The following is a 13,589-nucleotide window of genomic DNA, read 5'->3' as shown; positions in this document are numbered from 1 at the left end:
GATAAATATGATGCAAACTCAGGATACGCCTCCGCAGGAAAATTTTAAGCGCACCATGAAAGTACGGCATCTGGTGATGCTGTCGCTTGGCGGTGTGATCGGAACCGGACTGTTCTTCAATACCGGCTACATCATCTCCACCACCGGCGCAGCCGGTACGTTGCTGGCCTATCTGATTGGTGCGCTGGTGGTGTGGCTGGTGATGGTATGTCTCGGCGAATTGGCCGTGGCGATGCCGGAAACCGGTGCTTTCCACGTCTATGCCGCGCGCTATCTCAGCCCGGCCACCGGTTATACCGTCGCCTGGCTTTACTGGCTCACCTGGACGGTGGCGCTGGGTTCCAGCCTGACCGCCGCCGGATTCTGCATGCAGTATTGGTTCCCGAGCGTGCCGGTATGGATGTGGTGTCTGGTGTTCTGCATCGCCATTTATCTGCTGAATATCGTCTCGACGCGCTTCTTTGCCGAAGGTGAATTCTGGTTCTCCATCATCAAAGTGATCACCATCATCGCCTTTATTATTCTCGGTGCGGGCGCGATCTTTGGTTTTATCCCGATGAAAGACGGCAGCGCCGCGCCGGGATTGCACAATCTCACCGCTTCCGGCTGGCTGCCGCATGGCACGTTGCCGATTCTGATGACCATGGTGGCGGTCAACTTCGCTTTCTCGGGCACGGAATTGATTGGCATCGCCGCCGGTGAAACCGAGCAGCCGCAAAAAGCGCTGCCGCTGGCGATCCGCACCACCGTTGCACGGTTGATCATCTTCTTTATCGGCACGGTATTCGTGCTGGCGGCGCTGATCCCGATGGATCAGGCCGGGATCGTCAAAAGCCCGTTTGTGCTGGTGTTTGAAAAGATCGGCATTCCGTACGCGGCAGATATCTTCAACTTCGTGATCCTGACCGCCATCCTCTCCGCCGCCAACTCCGGCCTGTATGCTTCTGGCCGCATGTTGTGGTCGCTGGCCAATGAGAAGACGCTGCCGCGCTGTTTTGCGCGCGTTAATCGTCGCGGTATTCCGGTGCTGGCGTTGACCGTGAGCATGATTGGTGGCCTGCTGGCACTCTTCTCCAGCGTGATTGCGCCGGACACGGTGTTTGTGGCGCTGTCGGCGATTTCCGGTTTTGCGGTGGTGGCGGTGTGGCTCAGCATCTGCGCCTCGCACTATGTGTTCCGTCGTCGCCATCTGCAGGCGGGCGGCACCTTGCAACAGCTGGCGTATCGCGCGCCGCTCTATCCGCTGACGCCGATTCTGGGTTTCCTGCTTTGCCTGCTGGCATGTGTCGGACTGGCGTTCGATCCGTCGCAGCGTATTGCGCTGTGGTGCGGCATTCCGTTTGTGCTGTTCTGCTATGCCGCATACCATGTCACGCAACGACGTAAGTCATCCCTTAAGGCTGAGGAGGCCAACGATGTCGCGTAATCCCATCGCGCAGGCACTAACCCAAACTGACACGCTGATTCTCGATGGTGCGCTGGCGACCGAGCTGGAAGCGCGCGGCTGCAATCTGGCCGATGCGTTGTGGTCGGCCAAAGTGCTGATGGAAAATCCTGAGCTGATTTATCAGGTGCATCACGACTACTTTGCCGCTGGCGCACATGTGGCGATCACCGCCAGCTATCAGGCCACGCCGCAGGGTTTTGCGGCGCGTGGATTAGATGAAGCGCAGGCGCTGGCACTGATCACCCAGAGCGTACAGCTGGCGCAGCGCGCGCGTGACGACTATCGCGCATCCTCGGCCAGCACCGCGCCGCTGCTGGTGGCCGGATCCGTCGGGCCATATGGCGCGTTTCTGGCGAATGGTGCGGAGTATCGCGGTGATTACGCGCTGCCGGAAGAGCAGATGAAAGCGTTCCACCGTCCGCGCGTGAAGGCGTTGCTGGAAGCGGGAGTCGATCTGCTAGCCTGCGAAACGTTGCCGTCCTTCGCTGAGGCGCAGGCGCTGGTGAGTTTACTGGCCGAATTCCCTGCCAGCAGCGCGTGGTTCTCCTTTACCCTGCGCGATGCCGAACACATCAGCGACGGTACGCCGCTGAGCAAAGTGGCGGAGCTGGTGAATGCGGCACCGCAGGTGGTGGCGATTGGCATCAACTGCGTGGCGTTGGAGAGCGTGACGCCCGCACTGCGCAGCTTACAGGCGCTGTGTGACAAGCCGCTGCTGGTCTATCCGAACTCCGGCGAGCAGTACGATGCCAGCAGCAAAACCTGGCACTCGGCGCCATCGGGTTGCACGCTGCACGATAAGTTCGCCGAATGGCAGCAGGCTGGCGCACGTCTGATTGGCGGCTGCTGCCGCACCACGCCGCAGGATATCGCGGCGATTGCTGCTTGTTGTCAACCGCAATAAAGCGCAGAAAATCATCAGTGATAGCGCGATTAAGCACAGAAGGGCAGTTTACACTGTCCTATCTGATGCTGAAGCGGACCTGCTATGAACCTGCAACCTCTTTTTCCTGCCTGTGCGCTGCTGCTGAGCGGCTGCGCCACCATTGTCGGCACTGAAACGCAACCGGTAAAAATTGACTCCTTGCCACAAGGCGCGCGTTTCACCGTGCAGGATGAGACCGGCCGCGCGGTGGCGCAGGGTTATACGCCGCAAACCGTTGAGCTGGCGAAATCTACCGGGAATTATTTTGGTAAGAAGCACTATCAGGTGATGCTGGAGAGTCCGGGCTACGTGCCGCTAACCTTGCCGATCGAGGCCAACGCCAATTTGTGGTATTTGCTGGGAAATATTCCGCTGTTGGGCTTCCCCGGCTGGCTGCTGGTCGATCCCTTTTATGGCGGTATGTACGATCTCAAACCTGAACATCCGCAGCCGAAGCTGAACGTCGTCGGCGCGCGCGGTTAATCATGGCTGTTACATTACGCTATGCGCTGAAGATGTCACCCAACACCAACGTCTGTTATTAGCGCATTTAGGCGCACCAGGTCGCCATGAATGGCGACCCTACGGGGTTTAGCGATTGTGAGTCAGGAAAATGCACTGTTGCTGCAGCGCGGGTGTTGAGGCGACATCCTAATCCGCTGAACGATTGAGGGATTCTAGGGCGAGCCGCATGGATGCGGCGAGAGGTGGCGCTGAGCAGGAGCGAATCGACACCGGTCCGTCAGGAATCGTGAATGAGTGAAGGTACCGCGCAGCGGCGGATTGGGCTGGCGCAAGGCCGGGGAGTGCAGAGGGCGCGGCCAGGCGTCCTCTGCTCGGTCGCCGCACCAAGGTGCTGTAACTGCCTCAGCTCAAGGCGAACGAAAGTCGCTTAGCGCTCAACCGAGCGGCATTGCGCCATTCATGGCGACCAAACGATTACTGCGCGGTGGGCTTAACCATCGCATTGGCGCTTTTATGCTGTGCCAGATGTTGCTGCTGGAAAATGCACATGCGGATGGTGTTGCGGTATTCGCCGTTGATGAAAAATTCGTGCTTCAGTACGCCTTCCACCTCAAAACCCAACTTGGTGTAGATATGCACCGCCTTCTTATTCTCTTCATCAACAATCAGATAGAGTTTGTAGAGATTCAGCACCGAAAAGCCGTAATCCATCGCTAACTTTGCCGCTTTCGTGGCTAAGCCTTTGCCCTGATGTGAAGGATCGATAATGATCTGAAACTCAGCGCGGCGATGCACGTGATTAATCTCGACCAACTCCACCAAACCGGCTTTGTGTCCATCATGCTCCACCACAAAGCGACGCTCGGTTTGATCGTGGATGTGTTTGTCATACAGGTCAGAAAGCTCGACGAAGGCTTCGTACGGCTCTTCAAACCAGTAACGCATCACGCTGGCGTTGTTATCTAATTGATGCACAAAGCGTAAATCTTCCCGCTCCAGCGGACGTAACTTAACCGTCATACGGTGTTCCTTGTTGTTGAATGTTGTTCCACGATGCGGCCCTGCGCCATGCGCGCCGCGCGATCGCACATGTGATCGATCACATCCGGATCGTGGCTGACCAGCACCATGGTTAATCCATCTTTCTGCTTCAGATCGTTGAGCAGGTTGAGGATCTCGGCCTGCACCGACATGTCCAGCGCCGAGGTCGGCTCATCCAGCAGCAGGATCTTCGGTTCCAGCAGCAGGGCGCGCACAATTGCCACGCGCTGGCGCTGACCACCTGAAAGCTGATGCGGATAGCGATCCGCCAGCGCCGGATCCAGCCCGACATGGCGGAAGCCGGCATTAATGCGGTCATCGATATTATCACGCTTGAGCATTTTCAGCGGTTCCGCCAGCGTGCGACGCAGGCGATGGCGCGGATGCAGTGAAGCGTAGGGATCCTGAAACACCATCTGCACATCGCGACGCAGTTGGCCGGTGAAGGCTTTACCGGGCTGCACGGCGGTGCCTGCCAGCGACATGCTGCCGCTCCAGTGCGGATTCAATCCCGCCAGCACCCACAGCAGCGACGACTTGCCGCAGCCGGACGGGCCAACCAGACCAAAACACTCGCCGGCCGCAACCTGCAGCGACACATCGTGCACCACGGTGCGCAGCTCGTAACCTTGCTTGTGCGAAACGCTGAGGTTCGATAACTCAATCATCATTCTTCTCCAGCGCAGCACGATCCAGCACCGGCAAGCGCTCGCCGTGCGTAGCTTTACTCGGACGACAGGCCCACAAGGTGCTGGTATAAGGATGGCTGGCGTTGGAGAGCTCGGACGCCGGCAAGGTATCCAGCACGCGGCCCTGATACATCACCATCACGCGCTCGCAGTGTTCAGAAACCTGTTGTAGATCGTGGCTGATCAGCAGCAAACCCATGTTGCGCTGCTCCACCAGACGACGAATCAGCGCCAGCACCTGATCGCGCATTGCGTGATCGAGCGCTGATGTAGGCTCATCGGCAATCAGCAGTTCAGGATCGGTGATCAAGGCGATCGCCAGCATCACACGTTGGCCCATGCCGCCAGAGAGTTGATGCGGATAGCGTTTCATCAACTGACGCGGATCGGGCAAGCCAACCGCATCCAGCATCTCGCACACTTTCTCTTTGCGCTCGGCGCGGCTCAGTTTGTGGTGTAGCACCAGCGGTTCTTCCACCTGCCAGCCGATAGTGCGTGTGGGATTGAGTGCATATTTCGGATCCTGCATCACCATCGCCACTTTACTGCCGCGCAGCTGGATCCAGTCACGCTCGCGCAGGCTCAGCGCATCGGTGCCAACAATCTGCAAACGCTCGGCCTGCAAATGCAGCGAAGGCGACAGCAAGCCCATCAGCGTGCGCGCGGTGAGCGATTTACCGGAACCGGATTCACCCACCAGCGCCACGCGCTCGCGGCCAATTTGAAAGCCGATGTTATCGACCAGCAGCGCATCATCGCTGCGAATCGTCAGGCCTTGTACATCAATTAACAGATCATTTGGCATGGCGAGTATCCAGTCGGTCACGCAGGCCATCGCCTGTCAGGTTAAACGCCAGGCTGGCGAACAGAATCGCGCCGCCGGGTGCGGCGGCAACCCACCATTGGTCGAAGATCACTTTACTGCCTTCCGCCACCATCGAACCCCATTCAGCGGTAGGCGGTTGCACGCCCATGCCGAGGAAGCCGAGGCCAGCGGCAGAAAGAATAATGCCGCCGAGGCTCAGCGCGGCGCGCACCACCGCCGTTGGCATACACAGCGGCAGAATATGACCAAACATCAGGCGCAAGCCGGTGATACCCTGCATGCGCGCGGCGGCGAGGTAATCACTGCGGCGCAGCGCCAGCGTTTCCGCACGCGCCTGACGGGCAAACGGCGGCCAGCTGGTAAGCGCCAGCGCCAATGCGCCATTCATCAGGCCGGGGCCGAGCATGGCGACCAGCGCCAGCGCAATCACCAGATTCGGCAGCGACAGGAAGATATCGGTAATGCGCATCAACACGCGCTCGGTCCAGCCGCCAATGTAACCGGCGGTGATGCCGACCAGCAGGCCAACCGGGATGGTCAACACCAGAATCAGTGACACCAGCAGCAGCGTTGGGCGCGCGCCGTAAATCACGCGTGACAGCAGATCGCGGCCAAAGCCATCGGTGCCGAACCAGTGCAGCGCCGACGGCGCTTGTAAACGTTGGGAGATGATCTGCGCATTGGGATCAAAAGGTGCCAGCAACGGCGCGAACAACGCCATCGCCACCACAATCAGCACCAGCGTCAGGCCGATGGTGAGCGAGGTCACGCGCGCGCGGCGGCGGCGCGGACGCAGCGTTTCCAGTTCAGAGAGTTGTTGAGTCATCGGGTTCTCGGATCGGTTAACCAGGTCAGGGCATCGGCCAGCGCGTTGAGCAGAATAAAGCAGCTGCCAATCAGCAAGGTCGAGCCGAGAATCGCCGGTACATCAGAGGAAAACAGCGCGTTGGTCATGTAGCGACCGACGCCCGGCCAGGCAAATACCGTTTCGGTCAATACCGAACCTTCCAGCAGCGTGGCGTAGGAGAGGGCGATAACGGTAATCAGCGTGCCCAGCACGTTGGGGAAAATATGACGCAGCAAAATGCGGCCACGGCTGGCACCTTTGGCGCGCGCCAGCACCACGTACTCTTTGCTGCTCTCTTCCAGCAGCGCCGCGCGCAGCAGGCGTGTAATGCCCGCCATCGCCAGCAGGCCGAGAATCACTACCGGCAGCCACAAATGGGCAATCGCATTGCGGAACATCTCGGGATCGCCGGACATCCAGCTATCAATCAGCACAAAGCCGGTTTTCGGCTCCAGCGTGTAGATCCAGATGTCATCGAGCTGGCCCGGTCCGGCTGACCAGTGCAGCACGGCGTAAAACAGCAGCAAACCCAGCAGGCCGAGCCAGAACACCGGCACCGAGTAGCCAAGCAGCGACACAAAGCGTGCCACGTTATCGATGATGCTGCCCGGTTTCCATGCCGCCAGCAGCGCCAGGGCAATGCCGAAAACTGCAGCAAAAATCATCGCGCAGGTCGCCAGCTCAATGGTGGCGGGGAAGGTACGCATCAGGTCGGCGCTGACCGGTTGATTGGTTAGATGCGATAAGCCGAGATCGCCGCGCGCCAGATGGCTGATATAGCGCCAGAACTGCACCAGCACCGGCTGATCGAGGCCGAGATCGTGGCGCACCTGCGCGTAGGTGGCTTCGCTGGCGTGATCGCCGGCGATCTGCTGCACCGGATCGACAGGCGACAGGTGCGACAGCATAAAAGTGAACGCTAACAAACCGACCAACGTCACCAGCAGCGAAAGCAGGCTGGTGACGATGTGGCTAACGCGTTGCCAGAGTGGCCGGGCGAACCCGGCCTGTGAAGCTGACACTGCCATTACTTAGAAACCTGCGAGTAATAGACCATGTCCGGGTTGATGCCCTGCACATAGCCTTGCAGATTGTCGCGCAGCGCAATCAGGTTTTTCGCCTGCAAGCCAATCACGTACGGCGAGTTCTTCAGCACTTCACGCTGCATCGCCTGATAAAGTTCGACGCGCTTGTTGTTATCGCTTTCGGCGGTGGCGGCCAGCGTTTGCTTGTTCAGCTCTGGGATATGCCAGTCAGAACGGTAAGCCACGGTTTTGCTGCCATCTTCCGGGTTGTAAGCGAACGACGCGGCGTTGGTATTAGGATCGAAATAGTCTGCGCCCCAGGCGTTGAGGGTGGCTTCGTATTTGTGCGCCTTCACGCGGGTAGAGACTTCAGAGCTCAGGCCAGGCTGCACTTCAACCTTCACGCCGCCTTTAGCAAAGCTGCCCTGCAGCGCCTGCGCGATATCGAGGTAAGGCGGCTGATTGCTGGTGGAGAGCTTAAAGCTGACGTTAGTCAGACCGGCTTTCTTCAGAATCGCTTTGGCTTTCTCAGGATCGTAGGTGTAAGGCGTGTCGTTGATTGCGCCGAGGAAACCTTTCGGCAGGAAGGTCTGATGCACGTCGAACTGGCCTTTCAGCAGGTCGTTTGCGATACCTTTATAGTCGAACAGGTAACGAGCCGCTTCCCACAGCGCCGGGTTCTTCAGCACCGGATTTTCACCAATGTTGAACTGGATGTAGTAGAGCGACGCCATCGGGATCGCTTCGGTCTTCACGCCCGCTTTGCCTTTCAGCGAGGCGATCTGATCCGCGCCGAGGTTACGCGCGATATCTACATCGCCCTGTTCCAGCAGCAGACGGCGCGCCGCCGGTTCCGGAACGTTTTTGATCAGGATGTTTTTCAGCTTCGGTGCGCCCGCCGGAGAGGTTGGGTTGGCGCTCAGCAGAATCGCTTCATGCAGCACCACTTTACGAATCTGATACGGGCCGCTACCGGCAGAGTGGGTGCCGAGCCATGCGTGGCCGAAGTCACCGTTCTTCGCGTTGGCCTGCGCGGTTTTCTCATCAACAATCGAAGAGACCGGCGCAGAGAGTAGGCTGAGTACATACGCCGGGCTGACGTTGGCGCTCCAGCTGATCTGTACGTGGTTGTCATCAACCTTCTTCAGGAAGGTATCGACGTTATCTTTATTCCAGCCAAGTTGGGTAAGAATAAAGGAGGGATCGAGGTTGAGTTTCACCACGCGGCCCAGCGAGAAGATCACATCTTCCGGACGCAGCGGATTGCCGCTGGCGAACTGAGCGCCTTTGCGCAGTTCAAACGTCAGGCTGCGATTATCGCTGCCCGCTTGCCAGGAAGTAGCCAGCGTTGGCTTTAAATCGGTGGGATTGGTCGGATCGGACTGAACCAGGCGCTGATAAATGTTAGTGAACGCTTGCACTGTTGTGAGTTCAAAGCCCTGCGCGGGATCGAAGCTGTCGGCATCGTCGGTAGACTGGGCAATTACCAGCGTATCTTTCGGCGTCGCTGCCTGAACAGAGAAGGCGGCTACCAGCGATAACGCCAGCAGTGATGGAATAATTTTTTTCATGTTGTTTCCTTGCCTAAAAAAAGTAACGCGAGTTTACGAGAGCGCAGCAGTGAAGAATAGTCAATTTCAGGCTATGCATATGCATTAATGATCTAAGTCGGGTGGTTCAGTTATAAGGGTTGAAGGTTGCATGGCCATCGTAGGGTCGCCATTCATGGCGACCAATAATTCTTATATCAACTCAACTGCAACGAAATATAAATGATCTGTGATTAACCAATAATTAACTTTACTTCGTTCCTTCCGGGAATATAATGGCCGCAATTTCAAAGCAGGAGAGTTCAGTTGGACAGTCACCCTTTTAGTTGGCATCACAAGGCAAGCTGACGCGCGAACTTTTTTGTCGCTGCTTGCCACCCTGGCGGGCAGCAATCCTCCCTTTTCTGATGATTGTTCCCTTAAAACGACACTGTAACGGGCCAAAGCCCGTGGGAAGATCATCATGCACATGATTTTTAACACACTTTTCCCTCCGCCTCGATACGCGCGCTGAACCCCAGCGTGCTGATTTGCGCTGCGCATTAGACAGCTTTTCGCTGTTCGATTGCGTGGTGTTTACCTTCGTCTTTATTTATTACTCGTTATTTTGCGAGCGACTCTTTTCGTCTTTAATTTCCGGGAGGTGATATGGAAATTCCCGACAGGTTATTTTTAATTTAAAAAACGCATTGCCGTTAATTTAATTTGTGTGCCACGCACGCAGGGATTTTTATTGCCGTAATAAAGAGGAATGTCACTATGACTGACATGAAACTCAACCAGGAAAAAAAGGCCTGGAATACCACGCGCCAGCCGCGTCAAAAAACACCTCGTTACCTGATTGAAGATGAAGCCGGTTTCACTGCCGATGAAACGCTGGTGCGTCTGCGCAGCGATGCCCTTGGTCTGAGTGAACGTGAAGCCGAGGCACGTTTAGGCGTCTATGGCCGCAATCAGGTTGAGCACGACAAAGCGCCACCGGCGTTATTGCAGTTGCTACAGGCGTTCAACAATCCGTTTATCTATGTCCTGATGGCGCTGGCGTTGGTGAGCTTTTTCACTGATTTCTGGCTGCCGCTGCGCAACGGCGAGGAGACCGACCTGACCGGTGTCATCATCATTGTGACGATGGTAACGCTCAGCGGTTTGCTGCGCTTCTGGCAGGAGTTCCGTACCAATAAAGCGGCGCAGGCGCTGAAATCAATGGTGCGCACCACCGCAACGGTGCTGCGTCGTGAGTCAGCGCAGCAAGCGCCGCTCAAACAGGAAGTGGATATCGCCACGCTGGTGCCGGGTGACATCATCTATCTGTCGGCGGGAGATTTGGTGCCTGCCGATGTGCGCCTGCTTGATTCACGCGATCTGTTTATCAGCCAGGCGATTTTGACTGGCGAATCGTTACCGGTTGAAAAATATGACGTCACCGGCCACGTCACCAGTAAAAGCAGCGGGGCCAGCGAGCAGGGCACCTCGCTGCTGGAACTGGGTAGCGTTTGCCTGATGGGCACCAACGTGTCCAGCGGTAGCGCGAAAGCGGTAGTGGTGGCGACAGGCAGCGAAACCTATTTCGGCAGCCTGGCGAAATCGATTGTTGGTAACCGCTCACAAACCGCCTTTGATCGCGGGGTAAACAGCGTGAGCTGGCTGCTGATCCGCTTCATGCTGGTGATGGTGCCGATAGTGCTGCTGATTAATGGCCTAACCAAAGGTGACTGGCTTGACGCGTCACTGTTTGCGCTGGCGGTGGCGGTAGGTTTAACGCCTGAAATGTTGCCGATGATCGTCAGCTCGAATCTGGCGAAAGGTGCCATCGCCATGTCGCGGCGTAAAGTGATCGTCAAACGCCTGAATGCGATTCAAAACCTTGGCGCGATGGATATTCTCTGCACCGACAAAACCGGCACGCTGACGCAGGACAACATCATTCTGGAGCATCATCTGGATTGTGCTGGCGTGGAGAACTCACGCGTGCTGATGCTGAGCTGGCTCAACAGCCATTATCAAAGTGGCACGTTGAACCTGATGGATCGCGCCATTTTGCAGTACGGCAAAAACCGCGTCAGCGAGGCGGTGGGCGATACCTATATCAAAGTGGATGAACTGCCGTTCGATTTCATTCGCCGTCGCGTTTCGGTGGTGGTGCGCGATCGTCGTCTCAATCAACAGATGTTGATCTGCAAAGGCGCGGTGGAAGAGATGCTGAGCATCGCGACTGCCGAGCGTGAAGGCAAACTGGTGCAACCGCTGAACGAAACGCGTCGTGCAGAACTGCTGGCGCTGGCACATCAATACAATGAGCAGGGTTTCCGCGTGCTGCTGGTGGCGAGCCGCGTGCTGGCGGAGCCGGGTTTACAACAGCCGCTGAGCGTGGCGGATGAGCAAGGATTAACGGTTGAAGGGCTGCTGACTTTCCTCGATCCACCGAAAGAGAGCGCCGCCAAAGCCATCGGCGCGCTGCGCGACAATGGCGTCAGCGTCAAAGTGCTGACCGGCGATAATCCGGTGGTGACCGCGCGCATTTGCCAGCAGGTTGGCATCGACAGCGGCGCCATCATCACCGGCGACCAGATTGCCCTGATGAGCGACGAGCAGTTGGCAGACGCCGCCGCGCAAAGTTCGGTATTCGCTAAACTCACGCCGCTGCAAAAATCACGTATTCTGCGCGCGCTGCAGCAGCAAGGGCATACCGTTGGCTTCCTCGGCGACGGGATTAATGATGCCCCGGCGCTGCGTGATGCCGATGTCGGGATTTCCGTTGATAGCGCGGCGGATATTGCCAAAGAGTCCTCCGATATCATCCTGCTGGAAAAAGATTTGATGGTGCTGGAAGAGGGCGTAATGAAGGGACGCGAAACCTTCGGCAACATCATCAAGTACCTGAACATGACCGCCAGCTCGAACTTCGGCAACGTGTTCTCGGTGTTGGTGGCGAGCGCCTTTATTCCGTTCCTGCCGATGCTGGCGATTCATCTGTTGATTCAGAACCTGATGTACGATCTGTCCCAGCTGGCGCTGCCGTGGGACAAAATGGACCGCGAGTTCCTGCGCAAACCGCGTAAATGGGACGCGCGTAATATCAAACGCTTTATGCTGTGGATTGGGCCAACATCGTCGATTTTCGATATCACCACCTTCGCACTGATGTGGTACGTGTTCGCGGCGAATACGCCAGAAATGCAGTCACTGTTCCAGTCCGGCTGGTTTATTGAAGGCTTGCTGTCGCAGACGCTGGTGGTGCACATGCTGCGCACACAAAAGATTCCGTTTATCCAGAGCCGTGCAGCGCTGCCGGTGCTGCTGACCACTGCGTGTGTGATGATCGCCGGCATTCTGCTGCCGTTCTCACCGCTGGGTGCGATGGTGGGATTAGTGCCGCTGCCGTGGTCTTACTTCCCATGGCTGGTGGCAACGCTGCTGGGTTATTGCGTAGTCGCGCAGGGCATGAAAATTCTCTACATCAAGCGCTTTGGTCAGTGGTTTTAAACACATGGAGGCGAAATGCGTAACCGCAATCTCAATAAGGTGGTGTTTCACCTGATACTGATGATGATCGTCATCGTGGTGTTGACGCTGGTGTTTCGTTAACGAAAAAGGGCAGGATTTCCTGCCCTTTTCTTTACTCTTCGTCTGGCTGGTAATACTGCACGCCGATCTCAATGCGCTCGCGGCCGCTGGCTACGCGATGGCGATTACTGTCGCGCAGCGAATAGATGCAGCCGCAATACTCTTGCTGATAGAAGCGTTCGCGCTTGCTGATCTCAATCATGCGTGATGAGCCGCCACCTTTACGCCAGTTAAACTCCCAATAAAGCATATCGGGGTAGTGCGCCGCAGCGCGCACGCCGCAGTCGTTGATCTGCTGCATATTCTTCCAACGCGAAATACCGAGTGAACTGGTGATCACCGGGAAGCCGTTTTCATGTGCATACAGCGCGGTGCGTTCAAAGCGCATGTCGAAACACATGGTGCAGCGCACGCCACGTTCCGGTTCCCACTCCATGCCGCGCGCCCGCTCAAACCAGTTATCTTTGTCGTAATCGGCATCAACAAAGGGCACGCCAAACTGCTCGGCAAAACGGATGTTCTCCTCTTTACGCAGCTCGTACTCTTTCAGCGGATGAATGTTTGGATTGTAGAAGAAGATGGTGTAATCGATGCCGGAAGCCAGCATCGCTTCCATCACTTCGCCCGAGCAGGGCGCACAGCAAGAGTGCAACAGCACTTTGTTGTGACCGTTGGGTAAGGGCAGCGGCTGGCGGGTAAAAGTGTCAGACATGAGCTTTAGTGGGTAATGGAGTGTTGCGTAAAGTCTAAGGGGATAGGGCGGAAGATGCAAAGTTGAGGAAAAACAGGCAATAAAAAGGCCGCAAAAGCGGCCTCTTGGTTGAGCGAAGAAAGTTATTCAGTCACTTTCTTTTTCAGATCGCTGGCACCTTCTTTGGTTTTATTCCAGCCTTTCTGCGTGCCTTCTTTAGTGGCATCCCAACCTTTCTCAGAACCTTCTTTGGTTTTGTTCCAGGCTTTCTGCGTACCTTCGCTGGCTTTGCTGGTCATGCTGTCGCTTTTACCTTCAGCGGCATGCTTGGCTTTGAGCTGCTGCTCTTTGCCTTCGTTCTGCGCCTGATGCAGTTTTTCTTTAGCGGTGTTAGCACCGGCCTGCGCGTTAGCGACAGTCTCATCAGTTGCATGTGTGGTCGCGGCAAAAGCCGAAGAAGCCATCAGAATGGCTGACAGTGCAATAATGGTCTTTTTCATAATTCCCTCTTTCATGAAA

General features: G+C 56.7%; 12 protein-coding genes. 4 read left to right on the top strand and 8 right to left on the bottom strand.

Annotated elements, in window-relative coordinates:
- Window positions 1-10 precede the first annotated feature (10 nt).
- From mmuP to FHW71_RS05365, 3 genes are all read left to right on the top strand, one after another.
- Window positions 11-1,426 carry an S-methylmethionine permease gene (mmuP, locus tag FHW71_RS05375; protein ID WP_179450852.1) on the top strand — a complete coding sequence of 472 codons (1,416 nt, stop codon included), beginning with the start codon at window positions 11-13 and terminating at the stop codon, window positions 1,424-1,426.
- Window positions 1,416-2,351, top strand: a complete 936-nt coding sequence (gene mmuM / locus FHW71_RS05370; protein ID WP_179449816.1) for a homocysteine S-methyltransferase — start codon at window positions 1,416-1,418, stop codon at window positions 2,349-2,351. The genes mmuP and mmuM overlap by 11 nt, the downstream gene beginning before the upstream one ends.
- Window positions 2,352-2,435: 84 nt before the next feature.
- The gene (locus FHW71_RS05365; RefSeq protein WP_179449818.1) at window positions 2,436-2,855 is read left to right on the top strand and encodes a hypothetical protein; all 420 of its coding nucleotides are present in this window, start codon (window positions 2,436-2,438) and stop codon (window positions 2,853-2,855) included.
- Between the two features lie 456 nt (window positions 2,856-3,311).
- Here FHW71_RS05365 and speG read toward each other — a convergent pair whose 3' ends face one another.
- From speG to FHW71_RS05335, 6 genes are read right to left on the bottom strand one after another with little or no spacing between them, the layout of a single operon-like run.
- Window positions 3,312-3,857 (bottom strand): spermidine N1-acetyltransferase, encoded by a 546-nt coding sequence (speG, locus tag FHW71_RS05360; protein WP_008101618.1) that lies wholly within the window; start codon window positions 3,855-3,857, stop codon window positions 3,312-3,314.
- Window positions 3,854-4,546 (bottom strand): ABC transporter ATP-binding protein, encoded by a 693-nt coding sequence (locus FHW71_RS05355; RefSeq protein WP_061718040.1) that lies wholly within the window; start codon window positions 4,544-4,546, stop codon window positions 3,854-3,856. Before FHW71_RS05355 ends, speG begins: the two co-directional genes overlap by 4 nt.
- On the bottom strand, window positions 4,539-5,372 hold the full coding sequence (locus tag FHW71_RS05350; protein WP_179449820.1) for an ABC transporter ATP-binding protein: 834 nt from the start codon (window positions 5,370-5,372) through the stop codon (window positions 4,539-4,541). Before FHW71_RS05350 ends, FHW71_RS05355 begins: the two co-directional genes overlap by 8 nt.
- The gene (locus tag FHW71_RS05345; protein WP_179449822.1) at window positions 5,362-6,219 is read right to left on the bottom strand and encodes an ABC transporter permease; all 858 of its coding nucleotides are present in this window, start codon (window positions 6,217-6,219) and stop codon (window positions 5,362-5,364) included. Before FHW71_RS05345 ends, FHW71_RS05350 begins: the two co-directional genes overlap by 11 nt.
- Entirely contained in the window at window positions 6,216-7,268 is a 1,053-nt protein-coding gene (locus tag FHW71_RS05340; protein WP_110868285.1) for an ABC transporter permease, read from the bottom strand. Before FHW71_RS05340 ends, FHW71_RS05345 begins: the two co-directional genes overlap by 4 nt.
- A complete protein-coding gene (locus FHW71_RS05335) occupies window positions 7,268-8,836 on the bottom strand; it encodes an ABC transporter substrate-binding protein (protein WP_008101588.1) in 1,569 nt (522 codons plus the stop codon). The genes FHW71_RS05340 and FHW71_RS05335 overlap by 1 nt, the downstream gene beginning before the upstream one ends.
- Before the next feature lie 738 nt (window positions 8,837-9,574).
- Between FHW71_RS05335 and mgtA the strand changes: the two genes are divergently transcribed.
- A complete protein-coding gene (gene mgtA / locus FHW71_RS05330; RefSeq protein ID WP_179449825.1) occupies window positions 9,575-12,298 on the top strand; it encodes a magnesium-translocating P-type ATPase in 2,724 nt (907 codons plus the stop codon).
- A 133-nt stretch (window positions 12,299-12,431) separates the two neighbouring features.
- Here mgtA and FHW71_RS05325 read toward each other — a convergent pair whose 3' ends face one another.
- Both FHW71_RS05325 and FHW71_RS05320 read right to left on the bottom strand, forming a co-directional pair.
- Window positions 12,432-13,091, bottom strand: coding sequence for an epoxyqueuosine reductase QueH (locus FHW71_RS05325; RefSeq protein WP_008101584.1), 660 nt, complete (start codon window positions 13,089-13,091; stop codon window positions 12,432-12,434).
- A gap of 122 nt (window positions 13,092-13,213) precedes the next feature.
- Complete coding sequence (locus FHW71_RS05320; RefSeq protein WP_008101580.1) at window positions 13,214-13,570, bottom strand: hypothetical protein; 357 nt, start codon at window positions 13,568-13,570, stop codon at window positions 13,214-13,216.
- Between the last annotated feature and the right edge of the window lie 19 nt (window positions 13,571-13,589).

Source organism: Enterobacter sp. Sphag1F (assembly GCF_014193275.1).
Lineage (GTDB): Bacteria > Pseudomonadota > Gammaproteobacteria > Enterobacterales > Enterobacteriaceae > Pantoea > Pantoea symbiotica.
This window is presented reverse-complemented; position numbering and strand designations above follow the sequence as displayed.

Bases quoted from the DNA above. Each gene is read 5' to 3' on its own strand.
- mmuP (WP_179450852.1), top strand. From the start codon at position 11: ATGCAAACTCAGGATACGCCTCCGCAGGAAAATTTTAAGCGCACCATG.
- mmuM (WP_179449816.1), top strand. From the start codon at position 1,416: ATGTCGCGTAATCCCATCGCGCAGGCACTAACCCAAACTGACACGCTG.
- FHW71_RS05365 (WP_179449818.1), top strand. From the start codon at position 2,436: ATGAACCTGCAACCTCTTTTTCCTGCCTGTGCGCTGCTGCTGAGCGGC.
- speG (WP_008101618.1), bottom strand. From the start codon at position 3,857: ATGACGGTTAAGTTACGTCCGCTGGAGCGGGAAGATTTACGCTTTGTG.
- FHW71_RS05355 (WP_061718040.1), bottom strand. From the start codon at position 4,546: ATGATTGAGTTATCGAACCTCAGCGTTTCGCACAAGCAAGGTTACGAG.
- FHW71_RS05350 (WP_179449820.1), bottom strand. From the start codon at position 5,372: ATGCCAAATGATCTGTTAATTGATGTACAAGGCCTGACGATTCGCAGC.
- FHW71_RS05345 (WP_179449822.1), bottom strand. From the start codon at position 6,219: ATGACTCAACAACTCTCTGAACTGGAAACGCTGCGTCCGCGCCGCCGC.
- FHW71_RS05340 (WP_110868285.1), bottom strand. From the start codon at position 7,268: ATGGCAGTGTCAGCTTCACAGGCCGGGTTCGCCCGGCCACTCTGGCAA.
- FHW71_RS05335 (WP_008101588.1), bottom strand. From the start codon at position 8,836: ATGAAAAAAATTATTCCATCACTGCTGGCGTTATCGCTGGTAGCCGCC.
- mgtA (WP_179449825.1), top strand. From the start codon at position 9,575: ATGACTGACATGAAACTCAACCAGGAAAAAAAGGCCTGGAATACCACG.
- FHW71_RS05325 (WP_008101584.1), bottom strand. From the start codon at position 13,091: ATGTCTGACACTTTTACCCGCCAGCCGCTGCCCTTACCCAACGGTCAC.
- FHW71_RS05320 (WP_008101580.1), bottom strand. From the start codon at position 13,570: ATGAAAAAGACCATTATTGCACTGTCAGCCATTCTGATGGCTTCTTCG.